We start from the raw sequence: 22,551 nt of genomic DNA on the forward strand, positions 1-22,551 counted from the left end.
GGGCGGCTGGGTGCGGCTGGTCGACGCCATGTACGAGGGCGGCTTCGAGGGCGTGCTCTCGGTGGAGCACGAGGACCCGGTGTGGGGCGGCAGCGAGTCGCTCGTGCACGCGGGCCTCGAGGTGGCCCACCGCACGCTCCGGCCGCTGCTGGTTCGTTGAGGGTGGTCAGCCGTCGGCTCGCCCGGCGACGTCGTCCCAGGTGAGGACCTCGACCTCCACGTCGACGGTGCCGGCCCGCTCGAACGTGAGCTCCAGGGCGAACCGGTCGCCGGCCTCCAAGGGGTGGTCGAGGCCCTCGAACATGAGGTGGCTCTCGCCGGGGAGGAGCTCGGTGGTGCCGGTGGGGATCGGCAGGTCGACCGGCACGGCACCGTCCGCCGACGAGTGGCCCAGCCCGGTGCCGCTCCCCATGAGCGACACCGAGCCGGCGACGTCGGACGACGCCGCGACCAGCCGGTCGTCGGCGCCGCCGTTGTCGATGCCCAGGTAGACGGCCAGCGCCGTGGTGCTGGGCGCCGCCCACGCCTCGCTCACCTCCACCCCCTCGGGCCCCGGGTGGTCGTCACGCAGCGCCAAGGCTGCGCCGCCGGCGACGACCACGGCGACGGCCGCCACGATCGCCGCGCCGATGCCCGCCCGGCGCCTCACGCGGCGTCCATCATCTCGGTCACCTGGTCGAGGGTGAGCTCACCTGAGGAGCGGGCGACGACGGTGCCCTCGGCATCGATCGCGACGAAGTACGGGAAGGCGTCGACGCCGTAGGCCTCGGCCGCGGCGCCGTCGGCGTCGGCGATCGTCGGCGGCGTCCAGCCCTCCCGGTCGAGCCAGGCGGAGGTCGGGTAGTTGGGCCGGTCGGGGCTCATGGCGGTGGCGACGCCGGCTACCTGGACGTCCTCCGGGAGCTGCCCGCCGTCGATCCACTCCTGCAGCTGCGGGATCTCCCGCTGGCAGTGCGGGCACCAGTGGGCCATGAAGACCAGGAGCGTGGGCTGGCCCGACGCGGGGAGGGTGACGGCGTCACCGTTGGGGTCGACGCCCTCGAGCGTCGGCGCCGCGGCCGTGGGGTCCTCGACCACCGCGGTGCCGGTGTCGAAGCCGGTGCTGGTGGCCGTGTCGTCGTCACCGCTGCCGGCGACGGCGACCCCGACCGCCAGCAGGGCAGCCACGACGACCGCCAGCAGGGCGGCGACCACGAGCGGCGGTGGGCCGGACCGGCGGTTGCGGGGGGACGGGGGTCGACGGGTCTTGGTCGTGGTGCTCACGAGAGGGTCTCCTTGCGAGAGGGGGACGACGCAACCAGCAGCGTGAGGATCAGCACGAAGCCGCTGAGCGCCATGTAGGGGAGGGTGACGAAGCCGAGGCGCTCGAACCAGACCAGGGTGCAGGGCACCTTCGGGTCGCAGGCACCCGTCTCCAGGGACGGGAACCGTTCGAGCGTGACGTGGTAGGTGGCGACGGCCGCGCCCACGCCGGAGAGGGCGAAGGCGAGCCGTCGGGCCCAGGCCGAGACGGGGGAGCGGCGGAACATGGCCAGGGCCAGCACCACCACCAGGGGGTACATGCAGGCTCGCTGGATCCAGCAGAGGCGGCAGGGCAGGAAGCCGGCCACCTCCGAGAACCACAGGCTGCCCGACATCGACACGGCGGCGACCAGCCAGGCGAGGCCGAGGCCGCCGTCGGCCACCTCGGCGCGGAGCCGGCCGCGGTGCCGGGTGACGACCAGGGCGATGATCCCGACGCTGGCCACGTCGGCCAACAGGGTGAGGAACGTGAAGAAATCGATGGCGGTATCGGTGCGCGACACCGGATGCCTCCTGACGGGAGTGAACGGGGGGAACGGGCTACGTCAGGAGAACTGCGGGGGCCGCTCGAGGCGGCTCGCTGCCAGCCTCGAGAGCAGCAGCTGGGGCCGGCTGGTCAGCCGGGTGCCGATGGCCGCAGCGCCGATGGTCGGCGCGGCCACGGTGACCACCAGCAGCAACGCCGCGGTGCCGAAGACCCAGGCCCCGCCGCACTCGGGCCGCGTCACGCACGGCCGGGAGTCGTCGTGGCTGTGGGTCACCTCGGCGGGGAGCCGGTCGGCGCTGCCACCCGTCTGCCCGAGCGCGACGCCGACCACCAACACGAGGCCCAGGAGGGCAACGATCAGCAGTCGGCGGGAGGTCACGGAACGAGGTTAGCGACCGGGAGTGGTCAGGCGGTGACGACGGTGCGCGCCCAGGCGTAGTCGGGCTTGCCGCTGGGGGAGCGCTCGACGGTGGGCGACCAGAAGAAGGCCTTGGGGACCTTGTAGGCGGCGATCGTGCGGCGGCAGTGGTCACGCAGGTCGTCGTCGCCCGGCGGCGCGGCGACGCCCTCCCGCAGCGACAGGACCGCCACCACCGCCTGGCCCCAACGGGGGTCGGGACGGCCCACCACCAGGGCATCCTCGACCGCCGGGTGGGAGGTGAGCGCCTGCTCCACCTCCTCGGCGAAGACCTTCTCGCCGCCGGTGTTGATGGTCACCGAGTCGCGGCCGAAGAACTCCACCGTGCCGTCCGGCGACCATCGCACCCGGTCGCCGGGCACGGCGTAGCGGGCGCCGTCCACGGTCGGGAACGTCGCCCGCGTCTTGTCCGGGTCGCCGAGGTAGCCCAGCGGCACGTGGCCCTTCTGGGCCAGCCAGCCCAGCTCGTCGTCGCCGGGGGCCAGCACCCGGGAGCGGTCCTCGGACAGGATCGCCGTGCCCTCCGACGGCTGGAACCCGCCGGTCGACCGGGAGCCCACCGCCTGGCGGCCGGTCTCCGACGCGCCCAGCACGTCGACGATCCGCAGCCCCGGCACGGCGGCCACCAGCTGGTCCTTCACGGGTCGCGACAGGACCGCCCCGCCGGACACCACGTAGCGGAGGCTCGACAGGTCGGGCCCGTGGCCGTCGCCCCGGGCCTGCTGCCGGGCCAGCTCGGCGAGCAGCGGCCGGGCGAAGGCGTCGCCCACGATCTGCAGCGACGACACCTGCTCCCGCTCGATCGTGGCGAGGATGTCGGCGGGGTCGACGCGGCTGGGGTCGGCGGGTAGCACGATCGTGCCGCCGGCCAGCAACGACGACAGGGCGTTCCAGTGGGCGGCGCCGTGCATGAACGGCGCCGACGGCAGCGTCGCCAAGGCCACCCGCCGGGCCGCGGCCGCCACGATCTCGTCGGCCGGACCGCTGATGCCCAGCGCACCCACCAGGAAGTCGTCCTGGCGCCACAGCACGCCCTTCGGCATCCCCGTGGTGCCACCGGTGTAGAGGATGTAGCGGTCGGCCGGCGACAGCCCCACGGGAGCGACCGGCGTGGCCACGGCCAGCGCCGCCTCGTAGTCGACCGCCCCCGGCAGCAGCGGCGCTCCCGACCCGTCGTCCACCTGGAGCACCAGGCGCAGGTCGGGGAGGTCGGGCAGCACCTCGGCGAGCGTCTCGACGAACGTGCCGCCCACCACGATCGCCCCGGCCCGGCTGTCGCGCAGCACGTACGCCAGCTCGGTGGCGACGTAGCGGTAGTTGACGTTGACCGCGGCGCAGCGGGCCTTCCAGGCGCCGAGCATGCCCTCCAGGTACTCGTTGCCGTTGTAGAGGTAGAGGGCGACGTGGTCGTGGGGCGATTCCCACGGCTCGACGTCGAGCGGGTCGCCGTGGACGCCGAGGCCAGCGTCGCCCAACACGGCCGCGAGGCGCCGGGTGCGGTCGGTCACCTCGGCCCAGGAGAGGCGCCGGTCGGCCTGGACGATGCAGGCACGGTCGCCCACCGCGCCGGCGATCAGCTCGTGCAGCGCGGCCACGTTCGTCATGAGCTCGGAAGGTAACGGCCTCGCGGAGCCGAGACCATTTGGGGGCTGCGGTGGGTGGTTGGCGGGCCTACGGAACGTCGGGATCCCGACGCCTGGCGTGGGCCGCGGCTGCGCGGTCGAAGGCGCGGACGCTCCGGGTCTCGGCGGCGGTCGGCCAGATGAAGCGCCACTCGAACGGCACGGCGTCGCTGATGGGCACGTAGGCGACGTCGGGGCGGACGTAGTACACGCTGGCCTGGACCGGCACCGGGTAGCTGCCCTTGCCCGCGCCCACCAGGGCGAGCATCTCCTGCACGGTGGCGAAGGTCGGTCCCCGCTCGTAGGGCTGCCCGTCGGGGCGATGGGTGGGAGCGAGCATCTCGTCCCAGTAGTCGGGGATGGCGGGCGGCGAGCGCAGCACCTTGGCCCGGGCCACGTCGTCGAGCGTCACCGACTCCCGCCCGGCGTAGGGGTGCCGGGCCGACACGGCGAGCAGCCGGTCCTCCGTGAACAGCACGTCGCCGCTGCTGAGCCCCGCCTGCCGGGCGCCCCGGAGCGGCAGCACGGCGAGGAGCATGTCGATCTCGCTGCCCCGGAGGAGCTCGAGGCCGTCGCCGAACTGGTTCTCCCGGATCTGCACGTCGACCCCGGTGTGCTCCGGCTCGAACTCGGCCGCCACCTCCAGCACGAACTGGCCGGCGGAGGCGCCGACGAACCCGACCCGCAGCGTGTCGCGGATGCCGCGGGCGGCCGCCACGGCCCGGTCGACGCCCTCCTGGATCTGCTGGTAGGCGGGCCGGAGGTCGTCGTCGAGCCGCCGGCCGATGGGGGTGAGGGCGACCCGGCGGCTGGTGCGCTCGAAGAGCTGCCCACCGATGCGGACCTCCAGCTTGCGGACGGTCTGGCTCACCCGGGCGGTCGACACGTGGAGCCGCTCGGCGGCCCGCCCGAAGTGCAGCTCCTCGGCCAGGACCAGGAAGATCTCGATCTCACGCTGCTCCACACCGTTAACCCTAGGGTTCACGATCGTTGCGCACCTCGTCATTGTCGGGCCGGCCTGCGCCGCCGATGGTGGACGCATGAGCGAAACCGACACCGATGACCAGCTCCCCACCCTCGTCCTGGGCGGCACCGGCAAGACCGGCCGTCGGGTCGTCGAGCGGCTGACCCGCCGGCACCTGCCGGTGCGCGTCGGCTCCCGGTCGGCCGGCGTGCCGTTCGACTGGGAGGACAGTGCGACCTGGGGCCCGTCCCTCGACGGCGTGGGCGCCGTCTACGTCTCCTACTTCCCCGACCTGGCCGCCCGCGGCGCGCCCGAGGTGGTGGGCGCCTTCGCCGAGGTGGCGGTGGCCCGTGGCGTGAAGCGCCTGGTGCTCCTGTCGGGCCGCGGCGAGGAGGAGGCCCAGGCCAGCGAGAAGGCGGTCGCCGACTCCGGTGCCGACTGGACGGTCCTGCGGGCCAGCTGGTTCGCCCAGAACTTCAGCGAGGGCTACCTGCTCGACCCGTTGCTCGGCGGCGACGTCGCCCTCCCGGCCGGCGCCGTGGGGGAGCCCTTCACCGACGCCGACGACATCGCCGAGGTCGCCGCCGCCGTGCTCACCGAGGACGGCCACATCGGCCAGGACTACGAGCTCACCGGCCCCCGGCTGCTCACGTTCGCCGAGGCCGTCGGTACGATCGCCGACGCCGCGGGCCGCCCGATCACCTACACCGAGATCCCCGCCGAGGACTTCGCCGCCGGCCTTGCCGCCGAGCAGGTGCCGGCCGACATCGTGGAGCTGCTGATGTACCTGTTCACCACCGTGCTCGACGGGCGCAACGCCAGCGTCGGCGACGGCGTCGAGCGGGTCCTGGGCCGCCCGGCCAAGGACTTCGCCGACTACGCCCGCGACGCCGCCGCCACCGGCATCTGGGGCGGGGAGGTGGCATCGTGAGCCTCCGACTGGCCCAGGCGCTCACGCTCCTCGGGGCGACCGCCACCATGGGCCTCGTGGCCGGGGTGTTCGGCCTCTACGCCCACACCATCATGCGGGGCCTCCACAAGACCGACGACCGCACCTTCGTCGGGGCCTTCCAGGCCATCGACCGGGCGATCATCAACCCGCTGTTCATGTCGACCTTCTTCGGTGCGCTCCTGCTCACCGGGGCGGCGGCGCTCCTGCACCTGAAGGACGACGTCCGCGAGGTGCTGCCGTGGCTCGTCGTCGCCGCCGGCCTGTACCTGGTGGTGGTCGTCATCACCATCGCCGTCAACGTGCCGCTCAACGACGACATCAAGGCCGCCGGCGATCCGGCCACCATCGACGTGGCCGCCGTCCGCGACAACTTCCACGAGGCCCGCTGGGTCGCCTGGAACGTGGTCCGGACGGTCGCCACCACGGCGGCGTTCCTCTGCCTCTGCTGGTCGCTCGTCCTGCACGGACGGGAGACCGCCGAGGCCGACAGACCCGACAGCCCCGACAGACCCGAAATCTCGACAGAGATGGCGCCATAGCGACCATTCCTGTCGAGGTTTCGGAGCGGACGGTTACTGCTGGGTGACGGTGACCGTCCGCATCACGTCGTTCTGACCGATGTTGGTGGCGACGTCGATGCCCTCGGTGACGTAGCCGAACAGGTTGTAGGCCTTGTCGAGCTTCCGGGTGCAGTCGTCGATGCAGATGAAGAACTGCGAGCCGTTGGTGTCGGGGCCGGCGTTGGCCATCGCCACGGCGCCGATCGTGTAGTCGCCCTTCACGGGCTCGTCGGCGAAGCGGTAGCCGGGCCCGCCGCGCCCGCTGCCCTCGGGACAGCCGCCCTGGATCACGAAGTCCGGCACCACCCGGTGGAAGGTCAGCCCGTCGTAGTAGCCCTGCCGGGCCAGCGCGACGAAGTTGTTGACGCTGTTGGGGGCCAGCTTCGGATCGAGCTCCATCACGATGGAGCCCTTGTCCGTCGCGATGTCGACCCGGTAGCTGGCGTCGTCGTCGATCTCGTGCGGGGGAGGTGTAGCCATCGCGGCGAGACTAGCGGCCATGGCAGCACCTCTTGATGCGTTGGAGCGGGACGAGCTGTGCGATCTCTTCCTCGAACTGGGACCGGACGCGCCCACCCTGTGCGAGGGCTGGGCCACGCTCGATCTCGCCGCCCACCTCGTCGTGCGCGAGCGCGACCCCCGGGGTGGGCTCGTGATCTTGACACCAAAGGGACGCTTCGCCGGGCTGGAGGCGAAGCTCATGGGCAAGGCCAAGGGCAAGGGCCTCGAGACCCTGGTCGACCGCCTCCGCAGCGGCCCGCCGCTCGTCTACCGCACGCCCGGCCTGCGCACGGCGCTCAACCTCAACGAGTGGTTCGTGCACCACGAGGACGTCCGCCGGGCCAACGGCCAGGGCCCACGGGAGGGCCTCGACGAGCTCGACGCGGCGCTGTGGAAGCTGCTGGGCGGCGCCGGTCGCTTCATGGTGCGGGGCCTCGGCGACGTGGGGCTCACCGTCGAGGCGCCCGGCTTCGGCACGAAGACCGTGCACAAGGGCACGCCGGCGGTCACGCTGACCGGCGCGCCCACCGAGCTGAGCCTCTACCTCAACGGCCGCCGCGCCGCCGCCCAGGTCGAGATCGCCGGCGACGACACGGCCCGCACAGCCCTCGACGGCGCCCGGTTGGGGATCTGAGCCGAGGCGACCACAGGCGACTCGGGTTACACCGGGTCGACGCCGCGGAGACCCGACCACAGGACCGACGAGAGCAGGCCGGCGGCCTCCTCCGGGGTCAGGTCGGAGTACTCCAGCCAGTGGAGGACCGAGGCCTCCAACAGGCCGAGGATGCCGTCGGCCACCAGGTGGTTGCTGCTCTCGCCGTCGCCCATGACGGCCAGCGCCGCCACCCGCTGCGACCGCGACCGCACGATCGCCGGGTGGCGCCGCACGCTGTCGGTGACCAGCAGCCGCCAGGCGGCCGGCTGCTCCGAGGCGAACCGCATGCAGCGCTCCACGATCTTCCGCAGGCAGGCCTCCGTCGCCGGCAGGTCGCCCGGCATGCACGGGGCGAGCGCCGCCTCCAGCTCCGAGAGGACGCCCAGGTACACCTCGGCGACGAGGCCGTCGCGGTCGCCGAAGTAGGCGTAGACGAGCGAGCGCGACACGCCGGCCGCGTCGGCGACGTCCTCCACCGACATCGTGCCGACGCCCCGCTGCTCGAGCAGCCCCCGGGCCGTCTCGACGAGCTGGGCGCGGCGGGCTTCGGGGTCGAGACGGGCACGTCGAGCTTTGGCCACGCTGTCACCCCCCGGCGCCCTGGGCCCGGCCCGCCTCAGGCCGGCTGCCCGGCGTGCACCTCGACCGGCTCCGGCTCGACGGCCCCCGAGGACAGGGGGAAGTGGCAGGCCACGTAGTGACCCGGTCCGACCGATCGGACCTGCGGCTCCTCGGCGGCGCAGCGCTCCTGGGCCAGCGGGCAGCGGGTGCGGAAGCGGCACCCCGACGGCGGATCGATCGGCGACGGCAGCTCGCCCTCCAGCAGGAGCTGGTCCTGGGGGCGCACGGTGGGGTCGGCCACCGGGATCGACCGCAGCAGCGCCGCCGTGTAGGGGTGCGCCGGCTGCTGGTACAGCCGGTCCGGCGGCGCCACCTCGCACACCTTGCCGAGGTACATCACCATCACCCGGTCGCTCACGTTCTTCACCACGGCCAGGTCGTGGGCGATGAACACCACGGTCAGCCCGTAGCGCGCCTTCAGGTCCTCCAGCAGGTTGAGGATCTGGGCTTGCACCGACACGTCGAGGGCCGACACGGGTTCGTCGCAGATCAGCAGGCTGGGCTCGGTGACCAGCGCCCGGGCGATGGAGATGCGCTGGCACTGGCCGCCCGAGAACTGGTGGGGGCGGCGCTCCAGGGCGGTGTCCGGGTCGAGCCCGACGGCGTCGAGCGTCTCCCGGACCACCTTCTCCTGGTCGGCCTTCGTGCCCCGCTTCCAGATCTTCAACGGCTCGGCCAGGATGTCGCGCACCCGGCGCCGGGGGTTCAGCGACGAGATCGGGTCCTGGAAGATGAGCTGCAGGCGGGTGCGGCGGTGCCGCAGCGACTTGCCGTGCAGCTTGGTCAGGTCGAGGCCCTCGAACTCCACCCGGCCCGACGTGGGCGGGGGCAGCTGGATGATGGCCCGACCGGTGGTCGACTTGCCGCAGCCCGACTCGCCCACGATGCCCAGCGTCTCGCCGGGCAGGATGTCGAGCGAGATGCCCGAGACCGCGTGGACGCGGCCGGCCCGGGTCGGGAACTCCACCACCAGGTCCTCCACCCGGAGGAGCGCGTCCTCGGCGGGACGCAGGTGTGCGGTACCGGTGCCTGCCATCAGTTCCCTCCCTCGTCGGTGCTGGTCTCGGCCACCGGCGTCGTCGCGGTGCCCGCGTCGGCCCCGACGGCTGCGGCCTCGGCCTCGGCCTGCGCCGCGATCGCCTGCTCCACCGACTCCGGGCTGAGACCCACGGGGTACCAGCAGCGGAAGGCGTGGCCCGGCTCGACCTCCACCAGCGGCGGCAGCTCGGCGTGGCACCTGTCCTGCGCGTAGGGGCAGCGCGGTGCGAAGCGGCAACCCGGAGGCGGGTTGATCAGGTCGGGCGGCCGGCCCGGGATCGCCTCCAGCCGGGTGTGGCTGGGCGTGTCGAGCGCCGGGATCGACTTCAGCAGCGCCTCGGTGTACGGCATCCGCACGTGGCGGAACAGCGTGGCCGTGGCGGCCTTCTCGACGATCTGGCCCGCGTACATCACCGCGATCTCGTCGGTGCGACCGGCGACGACGCCCAGGTCGTGGGTCACCAGGATCATGCCCATGTCGCGCTCGCGCTGCTCCTTCTGGAGCAGGTTGAGGATCTGCGCCTGGACGGTCACGTCGAGCGCGGTGGTGGGCTCGTCGGCGAACAGCAGCTTGGGGCCGCACGCCAGGGCGATGGCGATCATGATGCGCTGCCGCATGCCGCCCGACAGCTCGTGCGGGTACTGCCGCAGGCGTCGCTCGGGCTCCGGGATGCCGACCTCGCGCAGCAGCGAGAGGGCGTTCTTCTCCGCGGTGCCCTTGTCCATGCCGAGGTGGAAGCGCATGCCCTCGGTGATCTGGTTGCCGATTCGCAGGACCGGGTTCAGCGAGGTCATCGGGTCCTGGAAGATCATCGCCATCTCGGCGCCCCAGAGGTCGCGGACCTCGTTGGCACCGGCGGTGAGCAGGTCCTTGCCGTCGTAGACGACCCCGCCCTCGCGGACCACGTTGCGCTTGGGCAGCAGCCCCATGATCGAGCGGCTGAGCACGGTCTTGCCCGACCCCGACTCGCCCACGATGCCCAGCGTGCGGCCCCGGTCGAGGCTGAGCGACACGCCGTCGACCGCCTTGACCATGCCCTTGGCGGTGCGGAACTGGGTGCGGAGGTCGGTCACGTCGAGCAGCCGGCGGCTCTGCGCGGTGCTCGGCCGTGGGGTGGCGACGCCGGAGACGCCGTTGTTGGCCTGCTCGCCGTCGCCGCCGGGATCGAAGCTGGCGCTCACAGCACGGCCTCCCGCACGTCGAACCGGGCTCTGATGACGTCACCCAGGTAGTTGAGGGACAGCACCGTGAAGAAGATGGCGGCGGACGGGACGAACACGATGTGGGGTGCGTCGTTGCTCAGCTCGCGCCGGCCGCCCGCGATGATGTTGCCCCAGGTGGGCTCCTCCTGGACGCCGACGCCCAGCAGCGCCAGGCTGCCCTCGGCCACGATGGCGACGGCGATGCCCAGCAGGGCGATCGACATCATCGCCGGCAGCACGTTGGGCAACACCTCGCGGAAGATGATGCGCGACGGCCGCGCGCCCGACACCTCCGCGGCCTTCACGAACTCGCGCTCGGCCCACGACAGGGTGCTGGCCCGGGTGATCCGCCCCAGGATGGGGACGGTCACGATGCCCAGCGCCAGGATCAGCACCACGACCCGCCGGGTGTGCGAGATGCTGTCCTGACCCGCGGGGTCGGGGCTGGCCAGCACCGCCACCAGCGACAGCGCCAGGACCAGCGCCGGGATCGACAGGAACACGTTGAACAGCGTCGTCAGCACGGTGTCGACCCTGCCGCGCACGTAGCCGGCCAGCAGCCCCAAGAAGCCGCCGACCAGCAGGCCCAGCAGCACCGCGCCCACGGCGATCAGCAGCGACGTCCGGGCGCCGAAGATCACCCGCGACAGCATGTCGCGGCCGATGCTGTCGCCGCCGAGGATGTGCCCGGAGGCGCCGGGACCCTGGCGGGCGATCTCCCCGAAGCTCTCGCTCGGGTCGTCGAGCGGCAGGATCGGTGCCAGCACGGCAGCGCCCACGATGGCCACCAGCCAGGAGATGCACACCCAGCCCAGCGGCCCCAGCTTGCGGGTGCCCGACACCTCGACGGGCTCGGACGCCGGCGCGGTCGCCACGTCGGTCGTGATCGTCTCGATGCTCATGTCAGGTCACCCCCCGGCCCTGGCGTGACGGATGCGTGGGTCGATCACCGTGTAGAGGATGTCGACGGCGAAGTTCACCAGCACGTAGACGATGGCGATGATGGCGACGAAGCTCTGCAGGGCCACGTACTGCCGCTGCAGGATCGCCTGGGCCAGCTCGGTGCCGATGCCCGGCAACCGGAAGATGACCTCCACCACCACGGCCCCGCCGATCAGCGCACCGACGTTGAGGCCGGCGACGGTGAGCACCGTGAGGCTGGAGGGCCGCAGGGCGTGGCGCCACAGCACCCGCCGGTCGGAGATGCCCTTGGAGCGGGCCATCTGGATGAAGTCCTCCTGGAGCGTGGCGACCATGTCGCTGCGCAGCAGCCGCATGTAGATGGCGATCTGGCTGGCCGCGAGGGTGACCGTCGGCAGGACCATGTGCCGGAGGTGCTCGCCGGGGTCGTCCGCGAAGTTGACGTAGCCGTCGACCGGCAACCAGCCCAGCCAGACGCCCACGTAGTAGGCGAGCACCAGCGCCAGGACGAAGTTGGGCAACGCCAGCAGCCCGAACGCGGAGGCGTTGGTGGCCCGGTCGAAGCGGGTGCCGGCCCGGTAGGCGGTGAGCACCCCCATGGGCACGGCGATCACCAGGGCGAGGATCTGCGAGTAGAGCACCAGCTGCAGCGAGACCGGCAGCGCCTCCTTGGCGCGGTCGAAGACCGGGTCCTCGTCGGTGACGCGGTAGTAGCTGCCCATGTCGCCGGTCACGAAGTCACCCAGCCACGCGGCGTACTGGATCGGGAAGGGCTCGTCGAGGTTGAGGCGCTCGCGGATCTGGGCCTTGCGCTCGAGGATGATCTCGTTCTCGTCGGGGACCGGGACCAGCGTGTCGACCGGGTCGCCGGGCACCAGCGTGAGCAGGAACGAGGTGAACAGCGTGACCAGGAAGAGCACCACCGCCAGGGCGAGGACCCGCTTCCCCAGTTCGCGGGCGAGGTTCATCTACCCCTCCTGCCCGCTCGTGCCGTCGACGGGCCCGCAGGGCCGGCAGGCCCGACCCCGCGAGGGGGCCGGGCCGCCGGTCGTGCGCACTACTGCTCCCTCCAGATGAGGGCCGGGTCGACGCCGAGGGCGAGACCCGGGTAGTCGCTGGACCCGTCGGTGCTCACGCCGTCCTCACCGACGGGACGGGCGCCGACCATGCCGTGCACGTCGCTGGCCGCGGGCACCGCCCAGATCGTCCAGCTCGCCCACAGTTGGTAGAACTCCTTGTTGAGCTCCTTGTTGAGGTCCTCGTAGATCTGCTGGCGCTCGGCGGCGTCGGTGGTGGTGCGGCCCTGGTCGAGCAGCTCGTTGACCTCGGGGTCGTCGAAGCCCATGAAGTTCACGGGGTTACCGGCGCCGTACCACCACACGTACAGGTTGTCCGGGTCCTGGCCCGGGTAGTTGCGCCAGGTGATCCCCTGGTAGTTCTTCTCGATCGCCGTGGTGATCAGCGCCGACTGCTCCACCGAGGTCACGCTGACGGTCATGCCGGCGTCCTCGTAGTACTGCTTGGCGAACTCGACCGCCTGGAGCACCGCGGTGTCCTGCACGGCCGAGATCGTGAACTCGAGCTGCTCGCCGGTCTCCTCCTCGTACTGGGTCACGAGGTCCTTGGCCCGGTCGGGGTCGTACTCGGGGTAGCCGCTGTCCTCGGTGTAGCCGAGCGCACCTTCGGCGAAGGGTCCGTTGGCGAGCTCGGGGATGCCGTTGTTGAGGACGTTGTTCTGCTCCTCGCGGTCGACTGCGATCGCGGCCGCCTCGCGGGCGATCGGGTTGTCGAACGGCGGCTTGGTGACGTTGAGCATCAGGAAGCCGGCCTCGGCGAAGTCGCCCGACTCGGTCATGCTGATGTCGCCCGAGTCGGCCTGCTCGCGCAGGTCCTCGATGATCAGGGCGTTGGTGTTGCTCGACACGTGGAAGGCGTCGACGCTGCCGGCGTCGAGGCCGTTCTGCAGCTGCGTGGCCTCGGGCGTCGGCTGGTACTCGAGCTCGTCGAGGTAGGGCAGCTGGTTGCCGTCGGCGTCGGTGCGCCAGTAGTCGGGGTTGCGCTCGAGCTTCATCGACGAGTTGACCCGCCAGTCGACCAGCTTGAACGGCCCGGTGCCGACGAGCTCACGGCCGCAGGCGTCGCTGTCGAGTTGGGCCTGGGCGACCATCCCCATGCGGCCGCTGGAGAAGAGGAACGAGTCGAACGCCACCCAGGGGCGCGACGTCGTGACCTTCACCGTGAGCGGGCCCTCGACGGTGACGTCCGCGATGTCCTGCAGCACGAAGAGGAACAGCACCGAGTTCCGGCCGGTGTACTTGCCGCGGTAGGCGTCGAGGTTGTTCTTGACCACCTCCGCGTCGAGGTCGGAGCCGTCGTGGAACTTGATGCCCTCGCGCAGCTCGATCGTCCACTCGGTGTAGTCGTCGTTCGGCTCGACCGACTGGGCGAGGAACGGCACGGCCTCACCCTCGTCGTTGACCGTGGTGAGCGTGTCGTAGATCGACCGGGCCACCTGGATGCCGGAGATGGCGAGCTGGCCCTCGGGGAGGCACCAGCCGTCGGTGGTCTCGGCCTCGAGGCCGTAGACGACCTTGCCGCCCATCTGGGGCGGGCCGGCGTCCTCGTCGGTGCCACCGCCACCGTCCGACTCTGAGCTGCTCCCCCCACCGCCGCACGCGACGGCGACGAGCGCGAAGACCAGTACCAGCGCGGCGCGAATCGTCCAGCGCGACGTGGTACCGCTCGGATTCCTCTTGCGTCGTCCCACCTTCGTCCCCTCTCGTGACACCCGTCACATGTGACCAGCGGATTGCGAACGTACGAGCCTCTTGGACAATTGTCAACTACGTGTGGGCCTGCCAGGGACTATGCGTTCCCGGGCCGGATAGCGCGCGTTGTGGCAGGCCACCCGGGGAGCAGTCGCATCAATTCGGGTTAACGGCGCTACCTCACGCGTAGCTCACACGGTCACCGCTTGCGGGTCAGCGTGAGGCCGTCGAAAGCCGGGAGAACCACCGCGTCGACCCGCTCGTCGTGGGTCACCAGGTCGTTGAACGCCTGCAGCGCCTGCACGTTCGGGTCGTCCGACGCCTCGTCGACGATGCGCCCCGACCACAGGGTGTTGTCCGCCAGCAGCAGCCCGCCCGGGCGCACCCGCGGCACCAGCTGCTCCCAGTACGACACGTAGCCGCCCTTGTCGGCATCGATGAACACGAAGTCGAGGTGCTCGTCCTTCGGCAGCTCCCGGAGCGTGTCGAGGCCGGGGCCGAGGCGGAGGTCGATGCGGTCGGCGACGCGGGCCCGCTCCCAGGCCCGGCGGCCGATCTTGGTCCACTCGTCGCTGATGTCGCAGCAGATCAGCTTCCCGTCGGCCGGCAGCGCCCGGGCGATGCACAGGCTGGAGTAGCCGGTGAACGTGCCGACCTCCACGGCGTTGCGGGCCCCGATCAGGCCGACCAGGAACGTGAGCAGCTGCCCCTCGTCCGGTCCGACCTGCATCCCCGCCACGGGGCCGAGCTTGTCGGTCGCCTTGCGGAGGTCTCGGAAGACGGCGTCGACGGGGTAGGAGCCGTGCGCCACGGCGTAGCGCTGGAGCTCGTCGGTGACGGTGAGGGTGCGGACGTCGGTCATCGCCCGGGAACGCTACCGATTGCCGCGGAGCCGCCGTGCCGGCGACGGATCGCTGACCGCCTTCAACCTCCCGTAGGTTCTGGGCATGTCCGATCGTGTGACCGTCAGCGTGGTCGACGGGGTGGCCGACGTGCGGCTCAACCGGCCCGACAAGCTCAACGCCCTCGACCTCGAGATGTTCGCCGCCATCGCCGAGGCCGGCGCCCGGGTGGCCGGCGACGCCGCGGTGCGGGCCGTGGTGCTGTCGGGGGAGGGGCGGGCGTTCTGCGCCGGGCTCGACTTCTCGTCGTTCATGGCTATGGCGGTGGCCGGCAACGAGGCGACGGGTGACGCCTCGTCGGGCAACGGCCTCGCCGCCATCGCCTCGACCGACGGCCGCATCACCCACCTGGGCCAGCAGGTGGCCCACGTGTGGTCGGAGGTGCCGGCGCCGGTGATCGCCGCCGTGTCGGGCCACTGCCTCGGCGGCGGGCTCCAGATCGCTCTCGGCGCCGACCTGCGCATCGTCCACCCGGAGGCGAAGCTGTCGGTGCTGGAGATCCGCTGGGGCCTGACGCCCGACATGACGATCACGGCGACCCTGCCCCGCCTCGTCGGGAGCGACGTCGCCAAGGAGCTGACGTGGACCGGACGCCAGATCTCCGGGGTCGAGGCCCACGAGCTCGGTCTGGCCACGCGGCTGTCCGACGACCCCCGGGCCGCCGCTCTGGCCCTGGCCGCCGAGATCGCCGCCAAGAGCCCGGACGCCATACGGGGCGCGAAGCGCCTGTTCGACCAGTCGGGGCGGGTGTCGCTGGCCGACCAGTACGCCGCCGAGCGTCAGGAGATCGGCGCCCTCATCGGTCGCCCCAACCAGGTCGAGGCCGTCAACGCCTTCTTCGAGAAGCGCCCGGGCGTCTTCACGGATCCGGGCTAGCCCGGTCGCCGTCCCCGTCCTCGTCGTCGTCGTGGTGGGGGAGGTGCTTGGGGAGCACGTGACGGGCCCAGCCGGCGGTCTGCCAGCCGAGCTCGAGGGCGACGCCGGCCATCGCACCGATGCCGACCGAGGCGCCGACCATGGCGGCGGACGGCAGGTCGAGGGCGAAGAAGTCGCGCAGCCACGGCACCGCCAGCACGACCACGAACGCTCCGCCCATCGCCAGCACCAGGCTCGCCCGCCACGGTGAGTGCCGCGGCTTGGCCAGCATCGCCAGCACCCACAGGGTGACCAGGAACAGCGTGATGGTCGCCACCGTGCGCGACTCGGCCCGGCTGACGCTCGCGGTGTCCCGGGCCAGGGCGTAGGCCCCCAGGGTCGCCGCCGCGGCCACGGCCCCCGCGGGCACGGCGAAGCGCAGCACCCGCCCCACGAAACCGGGGTTGTAGCGCTGGTCGTTGGGGGCCAGCGCCAGGAAGAACGCCGGGATGCCGATGGTCAGCGAGCTGATGATCGTGAAGTGCCGGGGCAGGAACGGGAACGGCAGGCCGGCGACACCGACCGCCAGCGCCAGGAGGGTGGCGTACACGGTCTTGGTGAGGAACAGGTTCGCCACCCGCTCGACGTTGGCGATCACCTGCCGCCCCTCGGCCAGCATCGGCGGCAGCGCGGCGAACGACGAGTCGAGGAGCACCACCGGGGCAACTGCTCTGCTCGCCGCCGAGCCCGACCCCATGGCCAGCCCCAGGTCGGCCTCCTTGAGGGCCAGCACGTCGTTCACGCCGTCGCCGGTCATCGCCACCGTGTGGCCCCGCGACTGCAGCGCCCGCACCATCGCCTGCTTCTGGTGCGGCGCCACCCGCCCGAACACCGACGTCCCCTCGAGCACGTCGGCGAGCTCCTCGACGTCGTCGGGGAGCTGGCGGGCGTCGACCGGGTGGTCGGAGCCGGGGACGCCCACCCGCCCGGCGACGGCGCCGACCGTGCGGGGGTCGTCGCCCGAGATCACCTTCACCGCCACGCCCTGGTCGCCGAAGAACGCCAGCGTCTGCGCCGCGTCCGGGCGGACCCGCTCCTCCAGCACCACCAGCGCCACCGGCTCGTTGGGCGGCGGTCCCACCGGTCCGCCCGACCCACCGGACCCGGACGACCCACCGGACCCGGACGACGACGAGGGGTCCCCGTTGACCCGGACGAGCAGCAGCACCCGCTGGCCCTTGCGGGAGTGGTCGTCCACCAGGTCGGCGGCCTTGGCGGCCACGTCGGACGCCACCGCCGCCGACAGCAGTCCGTCGGGCGCCCCCAGCACCCAGTCGCCGTCGCTGCCGAACCCCGTGCCCGAGAACCGCCGGGCCGACGAGAACGCCACCCGCCACGTGGCCGCCCACCCCGGCGACGGCGACGGGAAGCGGGTCGCCAGCGCCGACATGCTGGCGTTCGGCTCGGGGTCGGCCCACGCCAGCGCCCCCAGCGCGGCCTCCACCTGGTCCGGCCGCACCGACGGCGCCAGCAGCTCGGTGTCGACCACCTCCAGCACGGGCTCGGTGATCGTGCCGGTCTTGTCGATGCACACCACGTCGACCCGGGCCAGCACCTCGATCGCCGCCAGCTCCTGCACCAGCACCTTGCGCTGGCCCAACCGGATGACCGACGCCGCGAACGCCACGCTGGTCAGCAGCACCAGGCCCTCGGGGATCATCGAGCCGATGCCCGCCACCGACCCCCGGATCGCCGAGTTGAGCGACTCGTCGGAGCGCAGCTGGCTGAAGATCAGCAGCGCCGCGGTCGGCAGGATCAGCCACGTCACCCAGCGCAGGATCTGGTCGGTGCCCTGCCGCAGCTCGGAGCGCACCAGCGAGAACTGGCGGGCCTCGGACGCCAGGTGGTTGGCGTAGGCCTCGGCGCCCACCTTGTCGGCCCGGTACCAGCCGCGCCCGGCGGTGACGAACGAGCCCGACATCACGTCGTCGCCCTCGCCCTTCGCCTCGGGCACCGACTCGCCGGTGAGCAGCGACTCGTCGACCTCCAGGGCGTCGGCGGCGAGCACCTGGCCGTCGGCCACCACCTGCGATCCCGGGGTCAGCTCGACGACGTCGCCCAGCACGATCTCGTCGACCGCCAGCTCCCGGCGCTCGCCGCCGCGGACCACGGTGGCGTTGGGGGCGCTGAGCAGCTGCAGGCGGTCGAGGGTGCGCTTGGCCCGCAGCTCCTGGGCGATGCCGATGCCGGCGTTGACCACCAGCACGATGCCGAACAGGGCGTCCTGGATCGGGCCGATCGTGAGGATGACCACCAGCAGCGCGCCGAGGATGGCGTTGAACCGGGTGAAGACGTTGGCCCGGACGATCGCCGCCAGCGACCGGCTCGACTCGGCGGGCGCCTCGTTGGTGAGCCCGCGGGCGGCCCGGTCGGCGGCCTCGGACTCGCTGAGGCCTTCCGGCAACTCCTCGACCTCGGTGGGGGACACCTCGGGGTCGCTCGTGGGCACCGGGTCTCAGTACCCCGCGGCGGCGCCGATGAGAGCACGGGGGTCGGCCGCCCCCTCGAGCATGCCGTCGTCGAGCACCACCAGGTGGGCATGACCGAAGCGGTGATCGGGGGTGGTCCCGGCGACGGCGACCCGGTGGCCGCGGGCTTCGAGGCCCTCCTGCCACAGCGGCGCGGCCCGCTCCTCGAGCGTCACGCCGTCGGGTCCGTCGCCGCTCCAGGTGCCGAAGCGGCCGTCGCCCAGCATCCAGCGGGGTGCGTCCATGGCCGCGCCGGCGCTGGCGCCCCCGGCGAGCACCCGGGCCAGCAGCTGCAGGAGGATCTGCGGCTGGGTGTCGCCGCCCATCGTGGCCAGCACGGCCTTGGTGGCGCCGTCGGGGGTGGTGACCAGCGCGGGCGCCAGGGTGTGGGGCGGCCGCCGGCCGGGTGCGTACTCGGCGGGGTGGCCGGCCTCCAGCGAGAAGCCGATGCCCCGGTTGTGGAGGAACTCGCCGGTGTTCGGCTCGATGATGTGGGCGCCCCACCCGCCGGCGTTCGACTGGATGAGCGACACCGCCATCCGCTCGCGGTCGACCACGCAGAGGGCGGTGGTGTCGTCGGCGGAGGGTTCGGGCTTCATGGTGCGCCACGGCGCAGGCTCGGGCTGGAAGACGGAGCGCTTGTCCTCGTCGAACGCCGCCCAGCGCAGGTTCAGGCGGTCGCGGGCCAGCAGCGCGGGACCGTCGGCGCCCTCGTAGAGCACGTCGCGGCGGTCGAGGCCCACCAGGCGGGCGGCCTCGCCGAGGCGGTGTGCCCACGCCGGGTCGTCGGGGTCGTCGGGGAGGCCGATCTCGCTGGCCACCGCGGCGGCCGCCAGGGTGAGGTAGGCCTGCGACGGCGGCGGCGTCGCCCACAGGTCGTGCCCCCAGGCGTGCGCCTGCACCGGCTCCACCCACTCGGCCTGCACCCGGGCCAGATCGCCCCGCTTGAACAGGCCGTTGCCGAGCTGCAGCAGCCCCTCACCGAAAGCGCCCTGGTAGAAGCCGCTGCGGCCCGAGGTGATGATCGCCCCGAGGTTGGCGGCGACGCCCGGGCGACGGATCATCGTGCCCGGCTGGAGGCGGCCCCCGGTGGCCATGGCGGGCTCGCGGAAGTCGTGCGCGCCGCGCAGGTGGACGATGCCGGGCGCCGTGGCGGCCAGCAGGGGAGAGGCGGGGAACCCGGCGGCGGCGTAGGTGATGGCGGGCTCCAGCACCTGTCCCAGCGGCAGGCGGCCGTAGCGGCGGTGGAGCTCCAGCCAGCCGTCGACGCAGCCGGGCACGGTCACCACCCGGATGTCGCCCTCGGGGGGCATGTGGTCGAAGCCCTCGACCCGGAGCTGGAGGGCGTCGGCCCCCGAACCGGCCCGGCCCGCGGCGCACAGGGCGGCCACCGGTTCGCCCGGCTGGTGCACGAGGGCGAAGAGGTCGCCGCCCATGCCGCACATGTGGGGGCTGGTCACGGCCAGCACCGCGGCCGCGGCGACCGCGGCGTCGACCGCCGTGCCGCCGTCGCGGAGCACGCCCAGCCCGGCCGACGAGGCGAGCTGGTCGGCCGTGGCCACCATTCCGGCCGGTGCGTGCACCGACGTCGCGTCTGAGGGGTCGCCCGCCATGGGCGGCAGCGTACAGAAGTACTGTCACGGGCCGTGGGCGGCTACGGACTCGGCATCGACCTCGGGACCACCTATTCGGCCGCGGCCGTGCACACCGACCGGGTCACCGAGATGGTGTCGCTGGGGCAGCGGGCGACGATCGTGCCGTCGGCCGTGTTCGTCACCGAGTCGGGCGACGTGCTGGTGGGCGACGCCGCCCTGCGCCGGGGTGCGACCCAACCCGACCGCCTGTGCCGGGAGTTCAAGCGGCGGATCGGCGACAGCGTGCCGCTCATCGTCGGCGGCAGCCCCTTCTCCGCCGAGGCGCTGACCGCCCGGCTGCTGCGCTGGATCGCGGTGACCGCCATCGAGCAGCGGGGCGAGCAGCCCGACCGCATCGCGCTCACCTACCCGGCCAACTGGGGCGCCTTCAAGCAGGAACGGCTCACGCAGGCGATCCGGATCGCCGAGCTGGCCGACATGGTCGACGTGGACGGCGGCGGCGACGGGCGCGACGGCGTCGTCACGCTGACCGAGCCCGAGGCGGCGGCGGTGTCGTACGCCTCCACCGAGCGGGTGCCGGTGGGCGAGGTCGTCGCCGTCTACGACATGGGCGGCGGCACCTTCGACGCCGCCGTCCTGCGCAAGACGGCCACCGGCTTCGAGCTGCTGGGATCGCCCGAGGGGATCGAGCGGCTGGGCGGCATCGACGTCGACGAGGCGATCTTCGCCCACGTGCGGGGCACGCTGGGCGAGGTGGTGATGGCGCTCGACGACGAGGACCCCGCCGTGACCCGGGCGCTGGCCCGGCTGCGCATCGACTGCACGGAGGCCAAGGAGGCGCTGTCGGCCGACACCCAGGTGTCGATCCCGGTGCTGCTGCCCAACATCCACACCGAGGTGCGGCTCACCCGGGGCGAGCTGGAGTCGATGATGCGGCCGGTGCTGGAGGACACGGTGGGCGCCCTGCGGCGGGCCATCACGTCGACCGGCCTGTCGGCGGGCGAGATCGACCGGGTGCTGCTGGTGGGCGGCTCCTCCCGGATCCCGCTGGTGGCCCAGATGGTGACCGAGGCGCTGGGCCGCCCGTTCTTCGTCGACGCCCACCCCAAGCACGCGGTCGCCCTGGGCGCGGCGCTGTCGACGGCCGGTGCCCTGGCGCCCTCGCTCGCCCCACCGGTGCCCGCCGCGGTGCCGGCGTCGCCGCCGCCCGCTCCGACACCGGCTCCGGTCGCGCCCGTCGTCGCGCCGACTCCACCGGCCCCGGCTCCTGCTCCGGCCCCGATCGCAGCACCGCCCCCGGCCCCGGTGCCGCCCCCGCCGCCCGCCCCGGTGGTGCCCGAGCCGGAGGAGACCGAGGAGACGCCGGTCGCGGCGACCACCGCGGAGTACGTCCCGGAGCCGCCGCCGGTCGGGCGGCCCCGGCCGGCGCAGCGCGGTGGGGGACGGGCGTGGCAGCTCGTCGCCGGCGTGGCGGCGGTCGCCGTGGTCGCAGTCGCCGCCTTCGTCGCCCTCCGCCCCAGCGACGACCCCAACGGCAACGACGACGACAACGGCAACACCGTGGACACCGGGGGCGGCGTCCCCGAGCTGACCCTGGCCGGGACGACCCCGGTGGGGGCGTTTCCCGACGGTGTCGCCGTCGACGGCGACGACGTGTACGTGGCGACGACCGGCGGCAGCACCGTCGATCGGCTCGACCTCGCCGCCGGCGCCGTCCAGGAGAGCTTCCCGCTGGACGGCGAGCCGCTGGCGATCGTCGTCGCCGACGGGTCGCTGTGGGTCACCCAGAGGCGCGCCGCCGCGGTCGCCCGGCTCGACCCCGACACCGGCGAGGTCCAGGCCACCATCTCCGTCCCCGAGCAGCCCGGCGTGCTGGCCGTCGGTGCCGGCCAGATCTGGGTCGGCACCGCCAGCGGCAGCCTCGTGCGGATCGACCCGGCCACCGAGACCGCCACCGTGGTCCGGGATGGTCTGGGCAACGTGGCCGGCGTGGCCGTCGCCGACGACGGGAGGGTGTGGGCCAGCGTCTCCGGGAACCGGGTGATCGCCGTCGACCCCGCCACCGACGCCGCCGCCGACGCCAGCGTCGACGTGGGCGAGCAGCCCGACGCGGTCGTGGCGGCGCCCTCCGGCATCTGGGTGACCATCCGGGGCGGCAGCACCGTCAGCCGCATCGACCCCGCCACGGCCACGCCCACGGTCGTCGACGACGTGGAGGTGGGCGCCGAGCCCACCGGGCTGGCCGTCGACGGCGACCGCATCTGGGCCATCTCGCGGGCCGAGGGCACCCTCGTCCTGGTCGACGGCGAGTCGGCGGAGGTCCTCGACCGCGTCGACGTCGGCAGCGCCCCGCTCGGCCTGGCCGTCAGCCCCGACCGGATGTGGGTGACGCTCAGCGGCGACGACACCGTCGCCCGGGTCGACGTCTCGTAGGTTTCCGGGGTGCTGTTCACCGCCGACGCGTACGAAGGCCTGGTCGACGGGACGATCACCGTCACGTTCCGCCACTGGGCGCGGCCGCAGGTGAAGGTCGGCGGCAGCTACAAGATCCCCCGCAGGGACATCGAGCTGGTGGTCGACGACCTGCGGCAGCTCCCGGCCGCCGACATCAGCGACGACGACGCCCGCCGCGCCGGCGAGCCCGATCGCCACGGCGTCT

The 22,551-nt window shown here is 72.9% G+C and carries 22 protein-coding genes; 6 read left to right on the forward strand and 16 right to left on the reverse strand.

The window, feature by feature from the left end; translation table 11 throughout:
* Positions 1 to 166 precede the first annotated feature (166 nt).
* The 6 genes from VK611_16335 to VK611_16360 form a co-directional block, all read right to left on the reverse strand.
* The gene (locus VK611_16335) at positions 167 to 649 is read right to left on the reverse strand and encodes a copper chaperone PCu(A)C (protein HMG42902.1); all 483 of its coding nucleotides are present in this window, start codon (positions 647 to 649) and stop codon (positions 167 to 169) included.
* On the reverse strand, positions 646 to 1,263 hold the full coding sequence (locus VK611_16340; protein HMG42903.1) for a TlpA disulfide reductase family protein: 618 nt from the start codon (positions 1,261 to 1,263) through the stop codon (positions 646 to 648). The genes VK611_16335 and VK611_16340 overlap by 4 nt, the downstream gene beginning before the upstream one ends.
* Positions 1,260 to 1,805: a disulfide bond formation protein B gene (locus VK611_16345; protein ID HMG42904.1), complete on the reverse strand. Its 546-nt coding sequence runs from the start codon at positions 1,803 to 1,805 to the stop codon at positions 1,260 to 1,262. The genes VK611_16340 and VK611_16345 overlap by 4 nt, the downstream gene beginning before the upstream one ends.
* A 42-nt stretch (positions 1,806 to 1,847) precedes the next feature.
* Positions 1,848 to 2,168, reverse strand: coding sequence for a hypothetical protein (locus VK611_16350; protein ID HMG42905.1), 321 nt, complete (start codon positions 2,166 to 2,168; stop codon positions 1,848 to 1,850).
* A gap of 26 nt (positions 2,169 to 2,194) precedes the next feature.
* Positions 2,195 to 3,811: an AMP-binding protein gene (locus tag VK611_16355; protein ID HMG42906.1), complete on the reverse strand. Its 1,617-nt coding sequence runs from the start codon at positions 3,809 to 3,811 to the stop codon at positions 2,195 to 2,197.
* A 67-nt stretch (positions 3,812 to 3,878) separates the two neighbouring features.
* Positions 3,879 to 4,793 carry a LysR family transcriptional regulator gene (locus VK611_16360; protein HMG42907.1) on the reverse strand — a complete coding sequence of 305 codons (915 nt, stop codon included), beginning with the start codon at positions 4,791 to 4,793 and terminating at the stop codon, positions 3,879 to 3,881.
* Between the two features lie 76 nt (positions 4,794 to 4,869).
* Here VK611_16360 and VK611_16365 point away from each other — a divergent pair, with 76 nt between their 5' ends.
* Positions 4,870 to 5,724 (forward strand): NAD(P)H-binding protein, encoded by an 855-nt coding sequence (locus VK611_16365; protein ID HMG42908.1) that lies wholly within the window; start codon positions 4,870 to 4,872, stop codon positions 5,722 to 5,724.
* The gene (locus VK611_16370) at positions 5,721 to 6,284 is read left to right on the forward strand and encodes an anthrone oxygenase family protein (GenBank protein HMG42909.1); all 564 of its coding nucleotides are present in this window, start codon (positions 5,721 to 5,723) and stop codon (positions 6,282 to 6,284) included. Before VK611_16365 ends, VK611_16370 begins: the two co-directional genes overlap by 4 nt.
* Before the next feature lie 33 nt (positions 6,285 to 6,317).
* On the opposite strand, the gene VK611_16375 is transcribed toward VK611_16370, so the two are convergent.
* Complete coding sequence (locus VK611_16375; protein HMG42910.1) at positions 6,318 to 6,785, reverse strand: peptidylprolyl isomerase; 468 nt, start codon at positions 6,783 to 6,785, stop codon at positions 6,318 to 6,320.
* A gap of 19 nt (positions 6,786 to 6,804) precedes the next feature.
* Here VK611_16375 and VK611_16380 point away from each other — a divergent pair, with 19 nt between their 5' ends.
* Positions 6,805 to 7,440, forward strand: a complete 636-nt coding sequence (locus VK611_16380; protein HMG42911.1) for a TIGR03085 family metal-binding protein — start codon at positions 6,805 to 6,807, stop codon at positions 7,438 to 7,440.
* A gap of 26 nt (positions 7,441 to 7,466) precedes the next feature.
* Here VK611_16380 and VK611_16385 read toward each other — a convergent pair whose 3' ends face one another.
* The 7 genes from VK611_16385 to VK611_16415 form a co-directional block, all read right to left on the reverse strand.
* Positions 7,467 to 8,042 carry a TetR/AcrR family transcriptional regulator gene (locus VK611_16385; GenBank protein HMG42912.1) on the reverse strand — a complete coding sequence of 192 codons (576 nt, stop codon included), beginning with the start codon at positions 8,040 to 8,042 and terminating at the stop codon, positions 7,467 to 7,469.
* Between the two features lie 35 nt (positions 8,043 to 8,077).
* Positions 8,078 to 9,118: an oligopeptide/dipeptide ABC transporter ATP-binding protein gene (locus tag VK611_16390; GenBank protein HMG42913.1), complete on the reverse strand. Its 1,041-nt coding sequence runs from the start codon at positions 9,116 to 9,118 to the stop codon at positions 8,078 to 8,080.
* Positions 9,118 to 10,302: an ABC transporter ATP-binding protein gene (locus VK611_16395; GenBank protein HMG42914.1), complete on the reverse strand. Its 1,185-nt coding sequence runs from the start codon at positions 10,300 to 10,302 to the stop codon at positions 9,118 to 9,120. The genes VK611_16390 and VK611_16395 overlap by 1 nt, the downstream gene beginning before the upstream one ends.
* Entirely contained in the window at positions 10,299 to 11,225 is a 927-nt protein-coding gene (locus VK611_16400; GenBank protein ID HMG42915.1) for an ABC transporter permease, read from the reverse strand. Before VK611_16400 ends, VK611_16395 begins: the two co-directional genes overlap by 4 nt.
* A 6-nt stretch (positions 11,226 to 11,231) precedes the next feature.
* Complete coding sequence (locus tag VK611_16405; protein ID HMG42916.1) at positions 11,232 to 12,212, reverse strand: ABC transporter permease; 981 nt, start codon at positions 12,210 to 12,212, stop codon at positions 11,232 to 11,234.
* 89 nt (positions 12,213 to 12,301) lie between these two features.
* Complete coding sequence (locus tag VK611_16410; GenBank protein HMG42917.1) at positions 12,302 to 14,011, reverse strand: ABC transporter substrate-binding protein; 1,710 nt, start codon at positions 14,009 to 14,011, stop codon at positions 12,302 to 12,304.
* A gap of 200 nt (positions 14,012 to 14,211) precedes the next feature.
* Positions 14,212 to 14,874, reverse strand: coding sequence for a class I SAM-dependent methyltransferase (locus VK611_16415; protein HMG42918.1), 663 nt, complete (start codon positions 14,872 to 14,874; stop codon positions 14,212 to 14,214).
* Between the two features lie 85 nt (positions 14,875 to 14,959).
* On the opposite strand from VK611_16415, the gene VK611_16420 reads away from it, so the two are divergent.
* Complete coding sequence (locus VK611_16420) at positions 14,960 to 15,790, forward strand: crotonase/enoyl-CoA hydratase family protein (protein ID HMG42919.1); 831 nt, start codon at positions 14,960 to 14,962, stop codon at positions 15,788 to 15,790.
* Here VK611_16420 and VK611_16425 read toward each other — a convergent pair.
* A complete protein-coding gene (locus tag VK611_16425; protein ID HMG42920.1) occupies positions 15,774 to 18,278 on the reverse strand; it encodes an HAD-IC family P-type ATPase in 2,505 nt (834 codons plus the stop codon). The two genes, VK611_16420 and VK611_16425, sit on opposite strands and share 17 nt — an antisense overlap.
* Positions 18,279 to 18,284: 6 nt before the next feature.
* Complete coding sequence (locus tag VK611_16430) at positions 18,285 to 19,910, reverse strand: gamma-glutamyltransferase (protein HMG42921.1); 1,626 nt, start codon at positions 19,908 to 19,910, stop codon at positions 18,285 to 18,287.
* 33 nt (positions 19,911 to 19,943) lie between these two features.
* Here VK611_16430 and VK611_16435 point away from each other — a divergent pair, with 33 nt between their 5' ends.
* Positions 19,944 to 22,325 carry an Hsp70 family protein gene (locus tag VK611_16435; GenBank protein ID HMG42922.1) on the forward strand — a complete coding sequence of 794 codons (2,382 nt, stop codon included), beginning with the start codon at positions 19,944 to 19,946 and terminating at the stop codon, positions 22,323 to 22,325.
* Between the two features lie 9 nt (positions 22,326 to 22,334).
* On the forward strand, positions 22,335 to 22,551 hold a 217-nt coding region (locus tag VK611_16440; protein ID HMG42923.1), incomplete at its 3' end, for a hypothetical protein.

The sequence above is a fragment of the Acidimicrobiales bacterium genome (assembly GCA_035316325.1).
Lineage (GTDB): Bacteria > Actinomycetota > Acidimicrobiia > Acidimicrobiales > VFJN01 > DASXTK01.